Annotated in this window: 19 protein-coding genes and 1 tRNA gene; 13 read left to right on the top strand and 7 right to left on the bottom strand. The window is 72.5% G+C overall.

The window, feature by feature from the left end:
- Positions 1–11 precede the first annotated feature (11 nt).
- Positions 12–713 carry a CDP-alcohol phosphatidyltransferase family protein gene (locus EIW28_RS21465; RefSeq protein ID WP_125249770.1) on the top strand — a complete coding sequence of 234 codons (702 nt, stop codon included), beginning with the start codon at positions 12–14 and terminating at the stop codon, positions 711–713.
- Between the two features lie 9 nt (positions 714–722).
- On the opposite strand, the gene EIW28_RS21470 is transcribed toward EIW28_RS21465, so the two are convergent.
- Positions 723–1,889 carry a glycosyltransferase family 4 protein gene (locus EIW28_RS21470; RefSeq protein WP_125249771.1) on the bottom strand — a complete coding sequence of 389 codons (1,167 nt, stop codon included), beginning with the start codon at positions 1,887–1,889 and terminating at the stop codon, positions 723–725.
- Positions 1,890–2,168: 279 nt separating this feature from the next.
- Here EIW28_RS21470 and EIW28_RS21475 point away from each other — a divergent pair, with 279 nt between their 5' ends.
- From EIW28_RS21475 to EIW28_RS21490, 4 genes are all read left to right on the top strand, one after another.
- Positions 2,169–3,647, top strand: coding sequence for a sugar transferase (locus EIW28_RS21475; RefSeq protein ID WP_232014108.1), 1,479 nt, complete (start codon positions 2,169–2,171; stop codon positions 3,645–3,647).
- Positions 3,648–3,729: 82 nt separating this feature from the next.
- Positions 3,730–4,698, top strand: coding sequence for a UDP-glucuronic acid decarboxylase family protein (locus EIW28_RS21480; protein ID WP_125249773.1), 969 nt, complete (start codon positions 3,730–3,732; stop codon positions 4,696–4,698).
- Positions 4,699–4,766: 68 nt separating this feature from the next.
- Positions 4,767–5,912, top strand: coding sequence for an LCP family protein (locus EIW28_RS21485; protein ID WP_125249774.1), 1,146 nt, complete (start codon positions 4,767–4,769; stop codon positions 5,910–5,912).
- A gap of 210 nt (positions 5,913–6,122) precedes the next feature.
- The gene (locus EIW28_RS21490) at positions 6,123–6,941 is read left to right on the top strand and encodes an SAM-dependent methyltransferase (protein WP_125249775.1); all 819 of its coding nucleotides are present in this window, start codon (positions 6,123–6,125) and stop codon (positions 6,939–6,941) included.
- Between the two features lie 160 nt (positions 6,942–7,101).
- Here the strand turns inward: EIW28_RS21490 and EIW28_RS21495 are convergent, their stop codons facing one another.
- Both EIW28_RS21495 and EIW28_RS21500 read right to left on the bottom strand, forming a co-directional pair.
- On the bottom strand, positions 7,102–7,989 hold the full coding sequence (locus EIW28_RS21495; RefSeq protein WP_408612236.1) for a helix-turn-helix domain-containing protein: 888 nt from the start codon (positions 7,987–7,989) through the stop codon (positions 7,102–7,104).
- 110 nt (positions 7,990–8,099) lie between these two features.
- Positions 8,100–8,345, bottom strand: a complete 246-nt coding sequence (locus tag EIW28_RS21500) for a DUF397 domain-containing protein (RefSeq protein ID WP_125249777.1) — start codon at positions 8,343–8,345, stop codon at positions 8,100–8,102.
- A gap of 548 nt (positions 8,346–8,893) precedes the next feature.
- On the opposite strand from EIW28_RS21500, the gene EIW28_RS21505 reads away from it, so the two are divergent.
- The gene (locus EIW28_RS21505) at positions 8,894–9,142 is read left to right on the top strand and encodes a hypothetical protein (RefSeq protein ID WP_125249778.1); all 249 of its coding nucleotides are present in this window, start codon (positions 8,894–8,896) and stop codon (positions 9,140–9,142) included.
- A gap of 405 nt (positions 9,143–9,547) precedes the next feature.
- Positions 9,548–11,809, top strand: coding sequence for a hypothetical protein (locus tag EIW28_RS21510; RefSeq protein ID WP_125249779.1), 2,262 nt, complete (start codon positions 9,548–9,550; stop codon positions 11,807–11,809).
- A gap of 78 nt (positions 11,810–11,887) precedes the next feature.
- On the opposite strand, the gene EIW28_RS21515 is transcribed toward EIW28_RS21510, so the two are convergent.
- The 4 genes from EIW28_RS21515 to EIW28_RS21530 all read right to left on the bottom strand — a co-directional run bounded on the left by EIW28_RS21515 (position 11,888) and on the right by EIW28_RS21530 (position 15,501).
- Positions 11,888–12,658 (bottom strand): hypothetical protein, encoded by a 771-nt coding sequence (locus tag EIW28_RS21515; protein WP_125249780.1) that lies wholly within the window; start codon positions 12,656–12,658, stop codon positions 11,888–11,890.
- A 29-nt stretch (positions 12,659–12,687) separates the two neighbouring features.
- The gene (locus tag EIW28_RS21520) at positions 12,688–13,413 is read right to left on the bottom strand and encodes a hypothetical protein (RefSeq protein ID WP_125249781.1); all 726 of its coding nucleotides are present in this window, start codon (positions 13,411–13,413) and stop codon (positions 12,688–12,690) included.
- Between the two features lie 246 nt (positions 13,414–13,659).
- A tRNA-Arg gene (locus tag EIW28_RS21525) sits at positions 13,660–13,732 on the bottom strand.
- 14 nt (positions 13,733–13,746) lie between these two features.
- The gene (locus tag EIW28_RS21530) at positions 13,747–15,501 is read right to left on the bottom strand and encodes a glycerol-3-phosphate dehydrogenase/oxidase (RefSeq protein WP_125249782.1); all 1,755 of its coding nucleotides are present in this window, start codon (positions 15,499–15,501) and stop codon (positions 13,747–13,749) included.
- 69 nt (positions 15,502–15,570) lie between these two features.
- Here EIW28_RS21530 and EIW28_RS25240 point away from each other — a divergent pair, with 69 nt between their 5' ends.
- The 6 genes from EIW28_RS25240 (at position 15,571) to EIW28_RS21555 (ending at position 20,470) form a co-directional block, all read left to right on the top strand.
- Positions 15,571–16,320 (top strand): hypothetical protein, encoded by a 750-nt coding sequence (locus EIW28_RS25240; protein WP_232014109.1) that lies wholly within the window; start codon positions 15,571–15,573, stop codon positions 16,318–16,320.
- Positions 16,321–16,367: 47 nt separating this feature from the next.
- Positions 16,368–16,736 carry a dihydroneopterin aldolase gene (folB, locus tag EIW28_RS25245; protein WP_232014112.1) on the top strand — a complete coding sequence of 123 codons (369 nt, stop codon included), beginning with the start codon at positions 16,368–16,370 and terminating at the stop codon, positions 16,734–16,736.
- Positions 16,733–17,254 carry a 2-amino-4-hydroxy-6-hydroxymethyldihydropteridine diphosphokinase gene (gene folK, locus EIW28_RS21540; protein ID WP_125249783.1) on the top strand — a complete coding sequence of 174 codons (522 nt, stop codon included), beginning with the start codon at positions 16,733–16,735 and terminating at the stop codon, positions 17,252–17,254. Before folB ends, folK begins: the two co-directional genes overlap by 4 nt.
- A 55-nt stretch (positions 17,255–17,309) precedes the next feature.
- Complete coding sequence (locus tag EIW28_RS21545; RefSeq protein WP_158630493.1) at positions 17,310–17,807, top strand: DUF3180 domain-containing protein; 498 nt, start codon at positions 17,310–17,312, stop codon at positions 17,805–17,807.
- A 68-nt stretch (positions 17,808–17,875) separates the two neighbouring features.
- Positions 17,876–19,150 carry a hypothetical protein gene (locus EIW28_RS21550; protein ID WP_125249785.1) on the top strand — a complete coding sequence of 425 codons (1,275 nt, stop codon included), beginning with the start codon at positions 17,876–17,878 and terminating at the stop codon, positions 19,148–19,150.
- 36 nt (positions 19,151–19,186) lie between these two features.
- Positions 19,187–20,470: a hypothetical protein gene (locus tag EIW28_RS21555; protein ID WP_125249786.1), complete on the top strand. Its 1,284-nt coding sequence runs from the start codon at positions 19,187–19,189 to the stop codon at positions 20,468–20,470.
- Positions 20,471–20,516: the final 46 nt, after the last annotated feature.

Below are 20,516 nucleotides of genomic sequence, written 5' to 3' on the forward strand. Positions count from 1 at the left end.
AGGATCGCCGCGTGTCCGAACAGCGCCCGCCCCGCCGGCCCGCCGACTTCCTCGCCGCCCACCGCGGGGGCGGCCTCGCCACCCTCCTCGACCAGCGCGGCGGCGCGCTCTTCGCCTACGCCGCATGGCGGACCGGCCTCAAGCCGACCCACCTCACCCTGCTCAACCTGGTGCTCGGCCTGGGCACCAGCGCCACCGTCATCGCCTACATCCCCGCGGCGCAGGACGGCGCGCCGTGGTGGCCCGTCGCCCTCGGCGCCCTCGTGCTGTGGCACACCGCGTACATGCTCGACTGCGCCGACGGGCAGCTCGCGCGCGTCACCCGCACCGGCTCCGACGCCGGCGCGCGCGTCGACATCCTCGCCGACGTCGCCGTCCAGGTGTCGGTCGTCGCCGCCGTCGTCGCCGTCACCAGCGCCTACGCGCCGTGGGTCCCCGCCTGGTGCGGCGGCGCGTACGCGGCCGTGAACATGACGAACCTCGTCACCTCGGTCATGGCCAAAGAGGACGCCTCGGTGTCGATGGTCAAGAGCACCAACATCATCGTGCGGCTGATCAAGCTCGTCCGCGACTACGGCTTCGTCATCGCCGCCGTCGCCCTCGCGCTGCTGCGGCCCGAGCTCATGGCGTTCGTGATGCTGTTCTTCGGGACCGTGAACGCGCTGTTCCTGCTGGCGAGCATCGCCGTCAACGCCCGCGCCACGCTCCGCTGAGCCGGGGGCTCACCGCCGCTCGGCGAGGAGCTCCTCGTAGATCTCGATCTGGCGGCGCAGCGTCACGTCCGGGGAGAACACCGACTCGTAGCGGGCGCGCGCGTTCGCGGCGAACGGCGCCGGGTCCTTCGCGACCGTGTTGATCGCGGCCGCCAGGGCGACCGGGTCGGTCGGCGCCACGACGCCGGCCGGGGCCGGGGTGGACTCGCCGACGATGAACGGTGAGCCGCCCTTGTCGGTCACGACGAGCGCGCGCCCGGCGGCGATGGCCTCGACGCCCGCGGTCGGGAGGAGGTCCCCACAGACCGAGGGGACGACGACCGCGGCGGCGGCCGCGATCGCGGCGTCCCGGTCGGCCGGCTCGAGCTGGCCCAGGTACTCGATCTCGGGGTTCGCGGCGGCGGCGTCCTCGACGAGGCCGCGCAGGGGGCCGTCCCCGGCGATGCGCAGCGGCACGCCCGGGCGCGCCTCGCGCCACGCGTCGAGGAGCAGCTGCACGCCCTTCTCCTCCGAGAGCCGGGCCACGAGCAGGAAGCCCTCGCCGAGCGGGGCGACCCCGGGGTCGGTGACCGTGTTCGGCTTCAGGCGGATCCGCTCGTCCGGGATGTCGATGCTGCGCAGGAACGCGGCCATCGCGTCGGTGGGCACCAGGTACCGGTCGACCGACCGCCAGGTGTCGCGGTGCGCGCCGAGGGCCACGGCCATGACCGCGCTCTGCGCGCGCGAGCCGCGGTAGCAGGCGTGCAGGACCCCGGGCCCGTTCCAGCGCTTCCCGTGGCAGTCCCGGCACTCGCGGCCGTCGCGGAAGTACAGCCCGTTGATGCAGTCGTGCCGGACGTTGTGGATGGTGTGCACCACCGGGAGGCCGGCGCGGTGCGCGGTGCGGACCACCGACGGCGACAGCAGCGGGTAGGGGTTGTGCAGGTGGAGCAGGTCGGGCCGCTCGCGCTCGATGAGCTCGGCGAGGCGCCGCTGCGTCCCGGGGGCGTGGATCGGCGACGTCGCCAGCTTCGCCTTCTCGTGCGGGGGAAGGGAGGCGATCTCGTCGGAGGAGCGCATGAACGGGACGACCTCGACCCCGGCGTCGCGGAGACCGGCGATCTCGTTGTCCACGACGACGTTCTCGCCCGACGGCCGTTCCGAGACGTACCTGTTGTGGGCGACGATGATCTTCAAGGAGGTCTTCCTCACGCGGGGTGGTGGGAACGGCTTTCAGCTCGGCCGAATATACCGCAGGAGCTGAATAGGTGTAGGTTGTCGGGTACCGTGTCGGCGGGCCGCCCGGTGATGAGGAGACGCAGCGTCGATCTCCGCCCGCGGACACTCACCTCCACCGTAAGCTGACGACCGCAGGGATGTGCAGTGGCTACGAGCCTGGAACGTCCAGCAAATAATCTCCACGGACGTGGAAGTGTTCCGTACGGACGGACGGGGACGCAGGTGGCCGGTGCGCGCGTGGGCGGTGACCCCCAGCTGGTCACGAACGGAGCGACCCGCCGCACCTGGCGGCGCCTCGTCCGCGCCTCGAACTGGCACCGCTACTACCAGGGCGCGCTCGTGGGCGTCGACCTGTTCGCGGCCCTGCTCGCCACCGTGATCGCCGTCAACTTCACCCACTCCCCGAGCGCCGGCTTCGACTCCGACGACCAGCTCCACTTCTTCTACCTCACCGTGTGGGTGTTCCTGCCGGTCGCGTGGCTGCTCGCCCTGTGGGGCACCGGCTCCTACGACCGCCGCTACTTCGGCATGGGCAACGAGGAGTTCAAGCGCGTCATCCGCGCCTCCATGTTCATGCTCGCGCTCGTGTCCTTCGCGGCCCTGACGTTCAAGGCCGACGTCTCCCGCGTCGCGGTCGCCGTCATCCTCCTCGCCGCCGCGCTCCTCGTCTGCGGCCTGCGCTACGCCGCCCGGTACGGCCTGCACAAGATGCGCCTCGCCGGGAAGGGCGTGCAGCGCGTCCTGCTCATCGGCGCCTACCCCGAGGCGCTCGAGGTGTACCGGACGGTGCGCCGCGCCCCCGCCGCGGGCCTGGTCCCCGTCGGCATATACGTGACCGAGGGCGCCTCCTCGGTCCGCAACCTCGACACCCCGGTCCCGGTCTTCGCCGGGACCGACGTCGTCACCTGCGCCGAGCGCCTCGAGGCCGACACGCTCGCCGTGTGCGGCTCCGCCTCGGCCGACGCCGCCGACCTGCGCCGCCTCGCCTGGCAGCTCGAGGGCACCGGCCGCGACCTCGTCGTCGCCCCCGCCCTCACCGACATCGCCGGCCCCCGCGTGCACATCCGCCCCGTCGAGGGCCTGCCGCTCCTGCACGTCGAGGAGCCGAAGATCTCCGGCATCGGCTGGCTCATCAAGAACGTGCTCGACATCTCCTCCTCGGTGTTCGGCCTGGTCCTGCTCTCGCCCCTGTTCCTGGCCGTCGCGATCGCGATCAAGTCCGACAGCCCCGGGCCGGTGTTCTTCCGCCAGAACCGCGTGGGCCGCGACGGCGAGACGTTCTCGTGCTGGAAGTTCCGCACCATGTACATCGACGCCGAGGAGCGCCAGGCCGCGCTCATGATGCACAACGAGACCGACGGCCTGCTGTTCAAGATGAAGGACGACCCGCGCATCACCAAGGTCGGCAAGTGGCTCCGCCGCACCTCCATCGACGAGTTCCCGCAGCTCATCAATGTCGTCCGCGGCGAGATGAGCCTCGTGGGCCCCCGCCCGCTCCCGGCCGAGAACGGCGACTTCCTCGGCGACGTGCGCCGCCGCCTGCTCGTGCGCCCCGGCATCACCGGCCTGTGGCAGGTCTCGGGCCGCTCCGACCTCTCCTGGGACGACGCGGTCCGCCTCGACCTCTACTACGTCGACAACTGGTCCCTCACGACCGACCTCCAGATCCTTTTCCGCACCGTCGCCGTAGTATTGCGCCGAAAGGGCGCGTACTGACGGGCACACGGGCGTGCGTTGAGCGAATGCACAGCCTGCGCCCAGGTGAACGCCAGGCCAACCCTGATAATCTGGGATCTTGATGACTACTTACGGAACCGGCAGCCGCATCCTCGTCACGGGCGGCGCGGGCCTGGTGGGCAGCCACCTGGTCGACGCGCTCCTGGCGAAGGGCTGCGACGTGACCGCTGTCGACAACTTCTCCACCGGCTCCCGGGCCAACCTCGACCCCCACGAGCGCCTCACCGTGGTCGAGGCCGACGTCACCGAGGGCCTCCCCGTCGGCGACGAGCCGTTCGACGCCGTCCTCCACTTCGCGTGCCCGGCGAGCCCGGTCGACTTCGAGACGCTCCCGGTCGAGATCCTCCGCGTCGACTCCGTCGGCACCCTCCACGCGCTCGACCGCGCGCTCGCCGACGGCGCCCGCTTCCTCATGGCCTCCACCTCCGAGGTCTACGGCGACCCGCTCGTCCACCCGCAGCCGGAGTCCTACTGGGGCAACGTGAACCCGATCGGGATCCGCTCCTGCTACGACGAGGCCAAGCGCTTCTCGGAGGCCGCGGTCGCGGCCTACCACCGCCACAAGGGCCTCGACGCCGCGATCGTGCGGATCTTCAACACGTACGGCCCGCGGATGCGCCCCGACGACGGCCGCGTCATCCCGAACTTCATCTCCCAGGCGCTCGCGGGCGAGCCGCTCACCATCCACGGCGACGGCTCCCAGACCCGCTCCCTGTGCTACGTCGACGACCTCGTGGCCGGCCTGGTCCTGCTGCTCGAGTCCGGCGAGTACGGCCCGGTCAACCTCGGCACCGAGTACGAGCTCACCGTCGGCGAGATGGCCGAGGTCATCCTGCGCCTGACCGGCTCCTCGTCCCCGATCGAGTACACCGACCGGCCCTCCGACGACCCCGAGCGCCGCCGCCCCGACCTCACCGCCGCCCGCGAACTCCTCGGCTACGAGCCGCAGGTCCACTACGAGGCCGGCCTCAAGGCCACCATCGACTACTTCGCGGCGCAGCGCGCTGCGGGGAAGCTCACCGCCGTCTGAGCGTGCTCCGGCCTCCCGCCCCGCGTGCGCGGTCCGGGAGGCGGGCGGACACCACGTAAGCTGGCGCCATGACGTATTCCGGTTCCAACTACCGCGGCAGCGCCTCGGTGCCGCCCGCGGGCGGCGGCGGGGGCGCGCGCGTCGCCGCGGCGGCGGCCGGCGGACCGACCCGGCGGGGCCTCATCGGCTCCGGGATCGGCCTGGTGGCCTCCATCGCGGCCACCGGCGGCGGGTTCGCGATCTGGTCGACCGCCAAGACCGCCGACGCGGACCTCGACCGGCCGTTCGACCTCGAGGCCATCCCCGAGGACGAGCGCCCCGAGCGGCTCAACGGCGCCCTCAACATCCTCGTGGTCGGCTCCGACCACCGCGAGGGCAACGCGGAGGAGGACGCCCGCTCCGACACGGTCATCCTCATGCACGTCAACGAGGAGGGCACCGAGGCGTACGGGGTCTCGATCCCGCGCGACCTGTACGTGCACATCCCCGAGTACCCCGAGGCCAGCAACTACCCCGAGTACACCGGGGACGACGCGAAGTTCAACGCCGCGTACCACTGGGGCGGCGTGCCGCTGACCGTGCTCACCGTCGAGGAGCTCACCGGGGTCCGCATCGACCACGTCGTCGAGATCGACTTCGCCGGCCTCGTCCAGGTCGTCGACGCCCTCGGCGGCGTCACGATGGACATCGAGCCCGCCGACGCCCCCGACTACTACGACGAGAACGGCGTCACCTCGATCCACGGCGAGCACCGCTACTTCGAGGCCGGCCCGCTGCTGCTGAACGGCGAGGAGGCGCTCGACTACGTGCGCCAGCGCTACCAGTGGAACCGCGGCGACTTCGCCCGCATGCAGCACCAGCAGGAGCTCATCAAGGCCATCATGGACTCGGCGCTGAGCGCCGGCGTCCTCACCGACCGGGGCCGGCTCACCAGCTTCATCGAGTCGACCTCGGACGCGGTCAAGGTCGACACCGAGTTCAACGTGGTGTCGACGGCGATCAGCCTCATGGACCTGCGCAGCGACGACCTGGTCTTCATGACCACGCCGAACCTCGGCACCGACACGATCGACGGCGAGTCCGTCGTCGTCTACACGTACGACCTCGAGAACCCCGAGGCCGACAACCCGGAGGCGACGAGCCTGTGGGAGGCGATCCGCGAGGACACCGTGTCCGCGTGGATCGAGGCCAACCCGGCCGACGAAGGGGAATAGGCGCCGCGCGACGGGGCCCGGCCGTCCGGCCGGGCCCCGCCGCGTTCCCGCATGCCTGTGCGAACCGGTTGGTCCTCAGTGGCTGGTGCGGCCACCGGTTCGCTTGCGCCCATTGGGACTTGTGGGGCCCGATGGAGTGATCCCGAAGCCCGGCAGTGTGATCAAGGTCGTACGATGTGCGCAACGTACCTTCGACGAAGAGGCTGAGCCATGGCAGAGAACGACGAATACGTGCCCGACTTCGACATCTCCAGGCCGACCATCGCCCGCGTCTACGACGCGATCCTCGGCGGCAAGGACAACTTCGCGGCCGACCGCGAGGGCGCGGCCGCCTACATGAAGTACGTGCCCAACGCGAAGGACGTCGCGCTCGACAACCGCGCCGGCCTCAAGAAGGGCGTGGAGTACATGGCGCGCAAGGGGATCGACCAGTTCCTCGACATCGGCGCCGGGCTGCCCACGATGGAGAACACGCACCAGATCGCGCAGGCGATCAACCCGGACGCGAAGGTCGTGTACGTGGACAACGACCCGATCGTGCTCGCGCACGGCCGGGCCCTGCTGGCCACCAACAAGTCCACGACGATCGTGACCGCGGACCTGCGCGACCCCCAGAGCATCCTGGACAACGAGGAGGTGCAGGCCGCGCTCGACTTCACCCGCCCGATCGGGCTCATGGTCGTGGGCCTGCACATGCACTTCCACGACGACGAGCAGCCCGACGAGTGGGTGCGGGTCCTCATGGACGCCTGCCCGAGCGGCTCCTACCTGCTCATCACCGACTTCGTGGACACCGGCGAACCGCTCCAGAAGGCCATCGAGCAGGCCGGCCTGGAGTCCCTGGGCAACGGCTGGATCCGCACGCCCGAGCGCATCCGGGAGCACTTCCTGGGCCTGCCGCTGGTGGACGACAAGCTGGAGTTCATCCCCCGCTGGTTCCCCGGCGAGCCCGACCGCGAGGTCCCGGCCGTCGAGGACCTCGAGCCCTGGCACAAGATCATGATGGGCGGCATCGCCTACAAGGCGTAGCCCGCACCGCTCTGCGAACGGCGCGCGGCCCCCGGGCCGCGCGCCGTCGGCGTGCCCGGGCATTCCCGGCACCCCGAGTTCACTCTTCAGGGTGAATTCACGAGGATCGGGCGGAAGCGTCCAGGGGCCGGTTCCGGGCGCCGGAACCGAGAAGCGGTCACTAAGAGTAGTGGTCGCGGATGATCTTGTGGATGATGTCGGGCGTCTCGCGCGGCTGGGCGGCCTGCACGCAGAGGTGCTCCATCGCCGCCTGGTAGGCGTCCACGTCGGCGTCCCGGTCGAGGTAGAGCCCGCCGGTGAGGTGCTCCATGTAGATGACGTCGTCGAGCTCGGGGTAGGCGAAGCGCAGCCACGTGAAGGGCGCGCCGGCGCCGGAGTGGGCGCCGCTGGTGAAGCGCACGATCTGGATCCGCACGTTGGGCCGGTCGCAGGCCTCGATGAGCGAGACGAGCTGCTCGCGCATGACGGTGCGCCCGCCGAAGGGCCGGTGCAGCGCGGCCTCGTCGATGACCGTCCACAGGGTCGCCGGGTCGTGCTCGCGGTCGAGCACCTTCTGCCGCGCCATGCGCGCGTCGATCCGGTTGTCGATCTCCTGGAGCGGGGTGTGCCCGTAGCCGAGCATGAGCAGCGAGCGGGCGTAGTCGCGGGACTGGAGCAGGCCGGGCACGAGCTGCACCTCGTAGGTGCGGATCGTGGAGGCGGCGCTCTCCATGTCGAGGTAGGTGGCGAACCAGTCGGGCAGGGCGTCGCCGTACGGGTGCCACCAGCTGGGCTTGTTCGCCTCGCGGCACAGGGTGAGGACGCGGTCGATCTCGGCCTGGTCCCTGACGCCGTACATGACCATGAGGTCCTCGACGTCCCTGAGCCGGAACGAGACGCGGCCCAGCTCCATGCGGCTGATCTTCGACTCGGAGCCGCGGATCTCGAAGCCCGCCTCCTTGCGCGTGATGTCCGCGGCCTCGCGGAGGCGGCGCAGCTGCCCGCCGATGATCATCCGCAGCGCTGTGGGCCCGGTCGGGTTGTCCTCTTTGCTCGCCATACCGCCCACCTCCTCTCGCGGGGATCCGTCCGGCAGGAACAGCTCACCCTGACAGGGTAGCCCGTCGGGCCGGTCCTGCCAGGGTGAGTCTGTCGCCGTTGGGCTTCCGTCCGACGGTCCTAAGCGATCATGTCGTCGAACTCGCCGTCCTTGGCGCCTTCGACCAGGGCCCGGATCTCGCCGATCGTGTAGATGAGGGCGGGACCCTCGGGGAACCGGGAGTTGCGCACCGCGATCTCGTCCCCGCCGGGGAGCGCCGCCAGCTCGACGCAGTTGCCGCCGTTGGGGCCGCTGCGGCTGCTCTTGCGCCAGGTCAGCGTCGAGGGGAGTTCCCCTGCCGGGATGCCGTTGCGTGCCATGTCCATAGAGATCCTTCCACCAGTGGCCGGTAGGTCCGGCCGGATCTGTCTGCTTGCGCCGAATGCCGGAGGCGTGGAACCGGGCGCCGGCGGGGAATACCAGACGGACACCGCAGCGGACGATTCCGACATCCCCGCAGTCGATCGGATCAAGTGTTGCACATTACACACAGTGACTGCACGGGAGGATGGGCGCGCAGATGCACGTGCATCTGCCCGGTGTCGATGCATGTTACGATGAATGTGACAATGCACATAGACACGGCCGCGCCAGGTGTGCGACCGTTGTCCCGGTCTCAAATGCCGCTAACCGACGTTCCGGGCAGCGACAGGCGGAACGGTGCGAAACCTCCGGGTTCCGCTCCGGCAATCGCCTTCGATGGAGCGTCGCGCATCGCACAACCGAACACGCCAGTCGTCGTCATGCAGTGCCTGACCGGGCCCCGCCTCGGTGAGGCCCGATCGTCGCCCGGAGAGGGGTTGGGTGCCATATGGAACGTCTCGAGGCGCAGACGTTGCTACAGGCAGCCGCGGCAGGCAAGCTGCGGAGCTCGATGTGTCAGCAGGTGATGGCCATCGAGTACGACCGCAGCGGCCAGGTGCTCTACCGTTGCGCCCGCTCGTGCGGGAAGCACACCGCGGACGCCGCCCAGGTCCAGGCAGGACTCCTGTGGCACTACCGCGGCCGGAGCATGGGGGAGCACTACGGGCTCCCGGACGAGGACATCGTGGACGACATGTTCGCCTCCCTCCAGCTCGCCTGGATCAGGGACGGCGACATCTACACGGCGCGCTTCCGCTGACCGCAGCGCGTCCCGAAGACCTTTCTCCATTTGGTGGGATAGAGCTTCGGGGAGGCCGGTGGGGGCCTCCCCGAGCTCTTCACCAAGACCAGAACACACCGCGAACAGTGCTGACACACTGAACAGAACGGGCGGGACCACCAGGGCCCCGCCCGTTCGCCGTCCCCGGCCGCGCAGCGTCGTTCCCGACGGCTCCGACGTTCACGGTGCCGACCTGGCGGGGAGACGAAGCCGGTGCCGGCGGAGGGCGTCGGCGATCCGGCCCGGGATCAGGCGGACTGGTCGGTCGTCGGTGGTGAAGGGTGCCGGTGGAACGCACCTCCTAGGCTGATCCGCGGGGCGCGGCGGAGCTCGATCGCTGTGGCTTCCACATTGGAGGCGACGTCGGTCGTCGGGAGGAGACGCATGAGGCATCGTGAAGCGGAGCTCTGGGCGGCGCTGGAGTCCGCGCAGTCGGTGGAGGACTTCGAGATACAGCAGGCGCAGCTTGAGGACGTGGTCAGCGGTGCCGAGGCCGGAGGCTTCGCCTCGCTCGCCTTCGTCGCCCGGCGGGCGCTGGCGGACGCGTACTGCGTGGGGCGGCAATGGGACCGGGCCTTCCCCCTGTTCGCCCGCTGCCTCGCCGAACACGACGCCCGCACGCGTGAATTCGATCCGCGCGAAGAGGCGGAACTGCGCTCCTGGTACTGCTGGATCATCCGGTCGATGGCCGAGTTCCCGGCCATCGGCCTGCCCCAGATCTCCACCGCGCTCGACGACGTCGAACAGCGCTACAAGGCGGCGGGCGGGGACCTCCGGGAGGTGTTCGCGCTCCGCCGCTCCGTGGCGCACATCGCCGCGGTCTGGGAGCAGGAGGAGCATTACTTCCGGCAGTGGACCGCCGCGGGCGGACCGGACCCGGACAGCATGTGGGACTTCAGCTTGCAGGTCGCCCGGCTCACCGACCGCGGCGACGACGCGGCGGCGTACGAGCTGGCCTCCGCGGTGCTGGCCGGCGCGCGGACCTTCGCCGAGCCTCCGGTGCCGGTGCAGATCGACATGCTCCTCCCCCTGGTGCGGCTGGGCCTGCACGCCGAGGCCCGGCGGGCGTTCCGGCTCGCCCGCCGCGGCATCACCCGCGACGTCTACCGCTACGAGTACAGCGGCAGGCTCATCGAGTTCTGCGCGCTCACCGGGAACCTCGACGCGGGCCTCGAGACGTTCAGCAGGATGATGTGGGGCTTCGCGACCCTGAACCGGCCCACCGGGAAGATGGACTTCGCCGCCGCGGTGGCGGTGCTGATGCGGCGGATGGTCGACGCCGGCCGCGGCGACGAGCCCGTCGCCTGGGCGAAGCAGGGCGAGGACGAGTACGCCGACGCCGCGCAGATGCTGGAGCGGATGCGCGGCATCGCGCTCGATCTGGCGGCGCAGTTCGACGCGCGCAACGGCACCACCGCCCAAGGCGACCGGATCCGCGCCCGCCTCGCCGCGCGACCGGTCGCGCAGGTCCGGATGAGCGCCGCGAGCTACCGGCTCACCGCGGGCATCCCGGCCGGTCTGCCGGCCGAGGAGCTGCTGTCCCAGGCCGAACGGCACTTCGAGCGCGAGCAGCGCACCGCGGCCCGCGACCACCTCCTGGCACTCGGGCGGCCGCCCGCGCACCTGGCCGCCCGCCATGCGCATCTGCGGGCGCTGCTGCACGGCGGACCGGACCAGGGGCCCGCGCTGCACGAAGCCGCCGAGCGGTACCAGGCCGAGGAGGAGTGGGTTCGCTTCGCGCTCTGCATGTGCGACCTGACGGTCTGGATGGCCGACAACGGGAGGGTCGACGACGCGGCGCCGCTGGTCACCCAGATGCGCGACCTGCTGCGCAGACTGCCCGACCAGAGGGCGATCGCACTGGCGGAGTTCGCGTTCGCCAACGTCATGACCGGAGTGGTGGACTCGGAGGAGATCGACCTCGCCCTGGCCCGTGCCGCCGAGGCCGCCGCCGAGTCCGGCGACCCCTACGTCGTCGCCCTCGTCGCGAACCGGCGGGTGGGCAGGGCGGTGCGGCGGGAGGACCCGCCGGAGCAGGTCATCGCGCTGGCGGCGACGATGCGCGACGCCGCGTTGGACGCGGACTGGCCGGCCCAGGCGGTCCGCGCGCTCTCCCTCCTGGAGACGGCCCACGCCAGGGCGGGCACCACGGCCGCGTACCGCCGGGAGGTCGACCGGAGGATCGCCGGGTTCCCTTCGGACACACCGCGTGTCGTGCGGGCGGGCTACGGCTATGCGCAGGCCCGCGGACTCCTCGCCGACGGCCGGGCGGCAGCGGCCGTCCCCGCCCTGGAGGAGCTGATCGCCGTGGAGCGCCCCAGCGGCGTGCCGACCATGCACTGGCACTGGCTCGCCCAGGGCTACGTCGCGGCCGATCGCCTCGACGATGCGGTCGACGCCGCGGAGATCGACGCGGACTTCCTCGACGAGCAGCGGGAACGCGACAGCCTCGAGGAGCCCTCGACGGCCGACGCGAACCGTAAGCTGCTCGTCGAGTGCTACCGCCGGCTCGGCGATGCCGAAAGCGCCCTGGAGCACCTGGAGATCCTGAGTCGCAACGCCCACAAACGGGACGACGCGCAGCTCCAGGACTACGTGCGGGCGCAGGTCGATCAGGTCCGGCAGGTCATGGCGCGCCGCACCTGATCGGCCCGACCGGAAGGAGCGGACCGGCTGCGGCGGCCACCGGATCACGCCGGAGCACGCCGCCGCGGGCCCGAGGGCTCAATCGCGACCCGGTCCGACGATGTCGATCTCCGGTCCTTCGACCCCGCTGACCACGGGGGTCCGGGCGATCGGCGCGGATGCGGCATCAGGCGGGCTCGCCGGGATCGCGTCGGGGGCGGCGTCGTGGATGACCGGGAGCCTCGTCCAGCGGAGCAGGGTGCGGAGCTGGCCCGCGGCGTGCTGGATCGCGGGATCGGCGCCGAAGCGCATGGCGGCCTCGAGCGCCCGGGTCTCATCGGAGAGGCGCATGGCGCGGCTGCGGTGGTCGGCGAGTTCGATGACGGCTTCGCGGTCACCGGTCGCGGAGAGCAGCACCAGGACCGGCCGGTAGCTGCCGGTCTGCTCGCGCGCCTCGGCGCTGCCCGGCTGTGAACCGCGGACCTGCTCCAGGCGCACTTCCGAACGGACCCGGGAGAGGTCGAGGACTGCGGGCGCGCGCCGACCGGGCCTGACCACGGTCAGCTCGGTGCCGTCGAGGTACAGCAGGTCACCCGCGCCCACCCGGAACGCGTAGCCGATGGCGTAGGGCCACGTCAGGAAGATGAGCCCGACGATGACGCCGGTGCCCTCGTAGGAGAGCCCGGTGCCGCTGCTGCTGCGGAAGCTCGATCCGTGATACGCGGTCCACTCGAATCCGCCGTCCATGGTTCCGAGGACCACGGACACCGCGATGAGGGCGACCCCGAGGCAGGTGCCGACGATGCGCATGCGGCGAACGAGGACCGCCGTCTGTTCGGGGCCGAGGAAGGCGCCGACTCGCGACTCCATGCGCCGACCGCTGAATGATCTACCGGGCATCAGGCCTGGCCGCCGGTCGCGTCGGAGGGGACGCCGTCGGACGCGGTGTCGAAGGAGGATGCGTCGTAGCCGGCGAAGTCCTTGTACGCCACGACGTTCCGGGACCGCAGGATCTTCAGCGCCCGCCGCCGGACCTTCCGGAGGACTTCGATGTCGCTCGGCGACAAGGAGGCGACGTCCACCGTCGGGGGCTTCTCGGTGACCCGGAACCGGACGTGGACGACGATGGTGCCGACCGCGAACGCCGTCAACAGGAGGAACGGCGCGGCCAGCACCGCGTTCGGGGCGGACTCCCAGGTGCGGAACAGGGCCGCCCCGAGGGACAGGGTCGCGATCACGACGATCATCACCGTGATGCCGTTCAGGGTCCGGTCCCACTGCCGGTACGGCGTCAGCAGCCACGGCACGAAGAAGCCGAGGACCGCGCAGGCGGACAGGCCGGCGCCCGCCCACGCCACCGGGAGCAGCGCTTCGTTGTCGACGGCGCCGGTGAGCATGAGGATGCCCAGCGCCACCGCCGCGCACAGGGAGAAGATCGCGAAGCCGAAACCGAGCCCGGCCACGGCCTTCCCCAGCGCCGTGCGCCGGTACCAGCGGTTCGCGAGCGCCAGCTCCACGTGCGCGTAGTCGAGCACGACCCGGTTGAGCGCCCCGATCTCGAACGGTTCGAAGGTGTCGTAGACGGTCGCCCACTCATTGGGCTGGATGGCGGCTGCCTTGGGCATCGGGCCTCCTCGATCTCGGTGGCGACGCCGCCGCGAATTCTACGGAACGAGCGCAAGAGCACTCGCCGGCGCTGCGAAGACCGGCGGGCGGGACGCGGAGGAAATCTGACCCAAATCTGACCGGCGGGCCGGAATCGGCCGCCCAGAGCCGGACCCAGCCCGACCGGACCTGAGAGAACACGAACGGCCCATGACCGGGAAGTCCCTGGTCAGGGCCGTTTCGGCTGGTGTCTGCGGTGGCAGGAGTGCCCCAGGCAGGATTCGAACCTGCGACGCACGGTTTAGGAAACCGACGCTCTATCCCCTGAGCTACTGGGGCGACGGATGCCGAGTCTAGCCGATCGGTCGGGCGCGGGCGAGGCGGCGCAGCTCGACCGCGGCGAGCCTGGCGGTCTCGGCCGCGTCGTCGTCGGGCTGCTGCTGGGAGCGGCGCTCGGCGTCGACGCGGTGCAGGTACGTCTCGACTTCGAGGGCCCGGCGGGGCTCCTCCCAGCCGAGGACGGCGCCGGCGAGGGCCGCGGCGTCCATCGCGGCGCGGGTGCCGCGGTCGAAGCTCTCGATGGACAGGCGCAGGCGGCGGGTGAGCAGGTCGTCCAGGTGCAGCGCGCCCTCGTACCGCGCGGCGTACACGATCTCCGCGCGCAGGTAGTCGCTGTCGGCGACCGGGCGGGCGAGCTGCGGCTGCTCGGCGACCATCTGGAGGAGCTGCGACGCGAGGTTCCCGTAGCGGCGCAGCAGGTGCTCCACGACCTCGACGGACACCTTGGCGCGCTTCGCCATGCGGGCCCGCGCGCTCCAGTAGACGTCGAAGCCGTCGGCCCCGAGGAGGGGGAGGAGGTGCGTGCCGCTGGCCGGGACGTCGGGGCCGAGCCGCGCGGCGGCGGCGTCGACCGCGTCCCGCGCCATGATCCGGTAGGTCGTGAGCTTGCCGCCCGCCACGAAGAACAGGCCCGGCTCGGGCTCGACCACGGCGTGCTCGCGGCTGAGCTTCGAGGTCTCCTCGGTCTCGCCGCGCAGCAGCGGGCGCAGCCCCGCGTAGACGCCCTCGACCTCGGACACGTCGAGGCGCTTGCCGAGGACGTCGCTCGCCTGCTGGAGCAGGTACGCGACGTCGCTCGCCGACGCCGCCGGGTGGGCCGGGTCGAGGTCCCACGCGGTGTCCGTGGTGCCCACCAGCCAGTGCCGGTCCCACGGGATGATGAACAGGACGCTCCACTTCGTGCGGGAGATGATCCCCGCCGAGCCCCGGATCGCCGACCCCGGCAGCACCAGGTGCACGCCCTTCGACGCCTTCACCGCCATGCCCGACCGCTCCGGGAGCATCCGCGCCAGCTCGTCGCTCCACACCCCGGCCGCGCAGACGACCGTGCGCGCCTTGACGAACCGCTTCACGCCCGCCTCGACGTCGAGGACCTCCACGCCCGAGAGGCGGCCCCGCTCGCGGCCGAAGCCCACCGCCTGCGCCGAGGTCACCACGGTCGCGCCGAGCGAGGCGGCGGTGCGCGCCAGCGACACCACCAGGCGGGCGTCGTCCACCTGCGCGTCGTAGTAGCGGATCGCGCCGCGGACGCGCGGGTCGAGGTCGGGGAAGGCCCGGAGCGCGCCGGCCCGGGACAGGTGCCGGTGCCACGGCAGGCCCCCGCGGCCGCGGCCGGGGCCGAGCGCGCTGGCGAGCACATCGTAGGCGGCGACGCCCGCGCCGTAGTACGCCCGCTCCCAGACCCCCTTGAGCGGCAGCAGGAACGGCACCGGCCGCACCAGGTGCGGGGCCAGGCTCCCGGCGAGGAGGCCGCGCTCGGTGAGCGCCTCGTGGACGAGGCCGAGCTCGAGCTGCTCGAGGTAGCGCAGGCCGCCGTGGACGAGCTTGCTGGAGCGCGAGGAGGTCCCGGACGCCAGGTCGCGGGCCTCGACGAGCGCGGTCTTCAGCCCCCGCGAGGCGGCGTCGACGGCCGCCCCCGCGCCGGTCGCGCCGCCGCCGACGACGAGCACGTCGAACTCCTCGCGCCCGAGCCGCTCCAGGTCCGCCCGCCGCCGCTCCGGAGAGAGGCGGCCGGCCTGCGATCGGGTCCAGGACACGGGCGTGCGCATGCGTTCACGATACGTGCAGCGAGCTGGGCTGACACCCGTCTCCGCGCACCCGGCGCGTAAATTGGAAGGGTGAGCACGCACCCCCCTTCGCGCCCGGACAAGCTCACCGTCGTCGCCCGGTTCCTCCAGTTCAAGCTGCGGATCCCGGTCATCGCCGCGGTGTGCGCCTCGATCCCCGCCGTGTTCCTCACCGTCTGGACCGACGGCGACCTCGCCTTCGCGGGCAAGGCGATCGGGTGGGCGGCCGGCGCGGTCCTGTGGTTCGAGTCGGTGGTGCTCCTGCTCGCGGCCGAGCACAAGCGCGCATGGCTGTGGCGCCACAAGTGGATGCTCATGGTGTGCGCGCTGACCCTCGCCAGCCTCGTCCTCGCCGCGGGCGGCGCGCAGGTCCTGCGCCTGGCCTACCTGCTCGGGACGATCCGGGCGCTGCGGGCCAAGCGCATCTTCGACGCCGCCGGCGTCCTCGCCCGGCGCTTCAGCCTCGGCCTGTGGTGGCGCTCGGGCCTGTTCACCGGCGCGGGCGTCGCCGCCGCGATCGCCGCCGTGCTCCTGTTCGACCCCGACGCCGAGTACCGCGAACTCCTGCACTGGTTCGACGCGAACCTGCGGCTCCTGCCGATCCTCGTCGCCGGCGCGGTCCTCGCCGTCGCCACGTGGTACTTCGTGCGCTCGCGCGCCGACGCCCGCCGCGCCGAGCGGGCCGCCGCGGCCGCCGTCCCCGGGCCGCGCGCCCCCGCCGAGACCCCGATCGAAGCCGCTGTCGAAGCCGCTGTCGAAGCAGCCGTGGAGGCCGCGGCCCCGGCCGCCGAGACCCCCTGAGATCGTCCTTCCTCGACGCCGCCGGCCCTTCGAGTAGGCTCGGGCGCGTGGATACCGACGACCTGATCACCCTGACCGGACTGCGCGTCCACGGACGCCACGGCGTCTTCGACTTCGAGCGGGACACCGGGCAGGACTTCATCGTCGACGTCGCCCTCCGCACCTCCACCGCCAAGGCCGCCGCCAGCGACGACCTCAAGGACACCGTCGACTACGGCGCCCTCGCCGACACCCTCGCCGCCATCGTCGCGGGCGAGCCCGTCGACCTCATCGAGACCCTCGCCGAGCGCCTCGCCGCCGCCTGCCTCGCGCTCGACGGCGTCCGCTCCGCGCGAGTGACCGTCCACAAGCCACAGGCGCCGATCGCCCAGCGGTTCACCGACGTCGCCGTCACCATCGAGCGGAGTGCACCGTGAGCAGGGTCGTCTTCAGCATGGGCTCCAACCTCGGCGACCGCGAGGCCGCGCTCCTCGCCGCCGTCCGCGCCGTCGGCCCCGAGGCGGTGTCCGACGTGTACGAGACCGCGCCGTGGGGCGGGGACGACGAGCAGCCCGCCTACTACAACATCGCGGTGATCGCCGACGACCCCGCGCGCTCCCCGCACGACTGGCTCGCCCTCGGCCAGCGCCTCGAGGCCGAGTCCGGCCGCGTCCGCGACCCCGAGCGCCCCTACGGGCCGCGCACGCTCGACGTCGACCTGATCGCCGTGTGGGACGAGCACGGCCCCGTCCGCTCCGACGAGCCCCGCCTCCTCCTGCCCCACCCGCTCGCCCATCTGCGGGCGTTCGTGCTGGTCCCGTGGTTCGCCGTCGACCGAGACGCGGAGCTGCCCGGCAAGGGCCGGGTGCGGGACCTGCTCCGCGACGAGACCGTCGCGGCGGACGCGCGCGCGCTCCGCCGCCTCCACCCGATATGGTCAAGACATCATGAGTGACGGGAAGCACGGTCCGACGCCGAGCCTTCGACCGACTGCGCCGTCCACCCTCGCGGTGGCGGCACTCGTCGGGGCCGCGTTCACGCTGCTTTTCGTCGCCCGCTACTACCAGCACGCCCCCGACCTCGCCTGGTACAACTCCGTGGTCGTCCTCGCCCTCGCCGCGCTCCTCGCCTGGCTGGCCTGGACCACCCGGAAGGCGCTGCGCCCCAGCAGGCGCCGCCTCCAGGCGGCCGCGATCGACGGGCGCGACCCGTCGCCCGCCCCCGGACGGCTCGACGGCCCGGAGCACGCGCTCCAGATCGCCCGCCTCGCCGTCCTCGGCAAGGCCGCCTCCATCGCCGGTGCCGCGTTCTTCGGCGCGTACCTCGGCTTCACCGTGTGGCTCGCGGTCCAGGCCGGGCGCCTGACCGCCGCCGCCGACGACCTTCCCGCGGCGGTGCTCGGCACCGCCGCCTGCGCCGTGCTCACCGCGGCCGCGGTCTGGCTCGAGCACTCCTGCCGCATCCCCCCGCAGGACCGCGACGGCCGCGACCGCCCCGACCGACCCTGAACCGACCCCGCAGCGCTGGACCCATCCCCCGACATCCCCCATATCTCGCGCGTTTAGAGGTGCGCCCCATGAAATTCGACTCCCCATCGCAAGACCGCGACTCGACCTCGCAGATGAAGACCGTCGCGACGGGCGACGACGAGACCCCCGCCGACCGCATGGCGGTGCACGTGGTCTGGGAGATCGGCCTGCTGCTCCTCGGCGGCGGCGTCCTGTTCGCCCTCACCCAGTCCTCCGGCGGGCCCTTCGGCGAGGGCGGCTGGAGCGCCTTCGCCGCCGCGCTCGCCCCGGCGGTCATGCTGACCTGCGCGATGGCCGTGTCGCTGCGCGTCGGCGCCGTCAACCTCGCCGTCGGCCCGATCGCGCTCCTCGCGGCCTGGATGTTCGCCGACGCCTCGGGCTCCGGCTCGGTCATGGCGCTCGCCGTCGGCCTCGGCGCCGCCGCGTTCACCGGCATCGTCCTCGCCACGCTCACCGCGTGGCTGCGCGCCCCCGGATGGGCGGCGAGCGGCGCCGTCGGCGGCGCGATCGGCCTGTGGGCCGGGACCGCCGGCGACCCGGGCGCGTTCGCGCTGTCCGCGCTGCCGGGCACCGGCGTCCTCGCCGCGCTCGCCGGCGCGGCGGGCGTCTCGCTGTTCCTCGGCCTGGTCGGCGCGTTCGCGGGCGTCCGCGCGCGCCTCGCCCCGATCCGCGAGACCGCGGCCGGCGAGCGGCACGGCCGCGGGGGACTGGTGTTCCTCGGCGTGCTGCTCTCCTCGTGCCTGTCCGGCGCCGCCGGCGTCGTCACCGCCTGGACCGCGGTCCCGGACGCGGGCGCCGCGGGCCTCCCGGACCCGATCCTGCTCACGGTGCTCGCGCTCGGCGCGGCGCTCCTGGGCGGGACGAGCCTCCTCGGCCGCCGCGGCGGCGTGTGCGGCACCGTGTTCGCCGCGGCCCTCGTGCTCGGCCTGATGTGGCTCGCGGAGGCGCGCGGCTGGAGCTTCGACCCGAGCTGGATCGCGTTGAGCGCCATCGTCGCCGGCTTCCTCGTGACCCGCCTCGTGGAGGCCATGAACCAGGTCGACGAGGTCGAGGCCGCCTCGGCCTCCCGCGCCGGGTCGGTCGAGGACCTGCGCGAGGAGGACCCGCGCGACCGCCGCGACACCGGCGCCTACGAGCGCTACGACGAGGACCTCGCCGACCTCGGCGCCGGCGGCGACCCGTGGACGACGAACTCGGGGAGCATCCGCACCGGCGGCGTCCCGCAGCAGCCCGCCGACCCGTTCGGGGCCTCCGGGGTGTTCGACGACCTGCGGGACGGGTACGGGACCCGCTTCGACACCGACCGCCGCCACGGCCGCTGACCGACCGCCCTCGACACCCCATAGAGGACAGAGACCATGACGTACGTACCCCCGGACCGCGACGACCAGGCCCTGGACCAGACCCAGCACCTCGACTTCGCGGCCGCCCCCGGCGCCGGCCATCCCTTCGGGAGCGGCGTCGACGACGCCCGGCCGGTCGACCCGTTCGCGGGCCGGCCCGCGACGACCGTCGGCTACGCCGAGGCGGCCGCGCCCGCGCGCGACCGCGTCGGCTTCCAGTTCGTCTGGGAGGGCATCCTCCTGCTGCTGACCCTGAACGCCCTGTTCCTGGTCTACCAGCGCCGCGAGGAGGTCTTCGGCGGCGGCCTGTCCATGGACGCGCTCGGCCCGCACTTCGCGGGCCTCGCCTCCCTGATCCTCGTCGCGGCCGCGTTCGGCCTGACGCTGCGCCTCGGCGCGGTGAACCTGGCCGTCCCGGCCATGCCGGTCCTGGTCCTCATGAGCCCGTCGCTGTTCGTCGGGCCGGACCCGCTGGTGGGCCTGGCCTACACGGCCGGGGCCGCGGCGGCCGTCGCGGTCCTGTTCACGGTGCTCACCGTGGTCCTGCGGATTCCGCCGTGGCTCGCGGGCCTGGCCTCGCTCGTGGTCATGGGCGGCTCGTACGCGGCGCTCGACGAGCTCGCGGGCGCGCTCGGGTCCGGCGAGCCCGGCGCCTGGACGAACCCGGGGAACCTGTGGCTGCTCCTCGGCGCGGCCGTGCTCTCCGCGATCGGCGGGCTCATCGGGCTGGCGCCGGGCGTGCGCGAGCGGTTCAGCAAGGTGAAGGGCGCGGCCGACGGCACCGGCGACCGCGAGGCCGGCTCGGTCGCCGTCCTCCTGGGCGGGACGTTCCTGGCGCTGCTCCTCAGTGCCCTTGCCGGGTTCCTGCCGCTGGTGTTCGGCGGCGACCTGGAACCGGAGCTGTCCGCGGTGTTCGCGGTGAACGCGGACGCGAGCCTGGTGCTGACCCCGCTGGTGTTCATCGTGGTCTTCCTCGCGGGCACCAGCCCGTGGGGCCGGCGCGGCGGCGTCCTCGGCACCGTGCTCGCCGCGGTCGCGGTGTGGGCGCTCGCGCTGGTGTGGAACAGCCTCGACCAGGACGTGTACGGCGAGTGGACCGGCGCGGCCGCCGCCGGCCTGCTGCTGCTCGGCCTCTTCGTGTCCTTCGGCCTCGACCGCCTCGGCCGGCCCCGGGAGGCGCTGGAGCCCGAGGACGCCACGGCCGAGATGCGGCCCTTCGACTCCCCGAACGGCGCTGTCGACGACGGCACCGGCCTGTTCGAACCGACCCTGCCGGACGCGGCCTCCGCGAACCGGTAGCGGCGCATCGAGTGCGGGGCCGTCCTCCGGGGCGGCCCCGTGCGCC

Origin of the sequence: Glycomyces terrestris, from assembly GCF_003933745.1 — a bacterium.
GTDB lineage: Bacteria > Actinomycetota > Actinomycetes > Mycobacteriales > Micromonosporaceae > Glycomyces > Glycomyces terrestris.

Excerpts from the sequence above, each read along its gene's own strand:
- EIW28_RS21480 (WP_125249773.1), top strand. The coding sequence starts at position 3,730 with ATGACTACTTACGGAACCGGCAGCCGCATCCTCGTCACGGGCGGCGCG.
- EIW28_RS21485 (WP_125249774.1), top strand. The coding sequence starts at position 4,767 with ATGACGTATTCCGGTTCCAACTACCGCGGCAGCGCCTCGGTGCCGCCC.
- EIW28_RS21490 (WP_125249775.1), top strand. The coding sequence starts at position 6,123 with ATGGCAGAGAACGACGAATACGTGCCCGACTTCGACATCTCCAGGCCG.
- EIW28_RS21500 (WP_125249777.1), bottom strand. The coding sequence starts at position 8,345 with ATGGACATGGCACGCAACGGCATCCCGGCAGGGGAACTCCCCTCGACG.
- EIW28_RS21505 (WP_125249778.1), top strand. The coding sequence starts at position 8,894 with ATGTGTCAGCAGGTGATGGCCATCGAGTACGACCGCAGCGGCCAGGTG.
- EIW28_RS21510 (WP_125249779.1), top strand. The coding sequence starts at position 9,548 with ATGAGGCATCGTGAAGCGGAGCTCTGGGCGGCGCTGGAGTCCGCGCAG.
- EIW28_RS21515 (WP_125249780.1), bottom strand. The coding sequence starts at position 12,658 with ATGGAGTCGCGAGTCGGCGCCTTCCTCGGCCCCGAACAGACGGCGGTC.
- EIW28_RS21520 (WP_125249781.1), bottom strand. The coding sequence starts at position 13,413 with ATGCCCAAGGCAGCCGCCATCCAGCCCAATGAGTGGGCGACCGTCTAC.
- EIW28_RS21530 (WP_125249782.1), bottom strand. The coding sequence starts at position 15,501 with ATGCGCACGCCCGTGTCCTGGACCCGATCGCAGGCCGGCCGCCTCTCT.
- EIW28_RS21550 (WP_125249785.1), top strand. The coding sequence starts at position 17,876 with ATGAAATTCGACTCCCCATCGCAAGACCGCGACTCGACCTCGCAGATG.
- EIW28_RS21555 (WP_125249786.1), top strand. The coding sequence starts at position 19,187 with ATGACGTACGTACCCCCGGACCGCGACGACCAGGCCCTGGACCAGACC.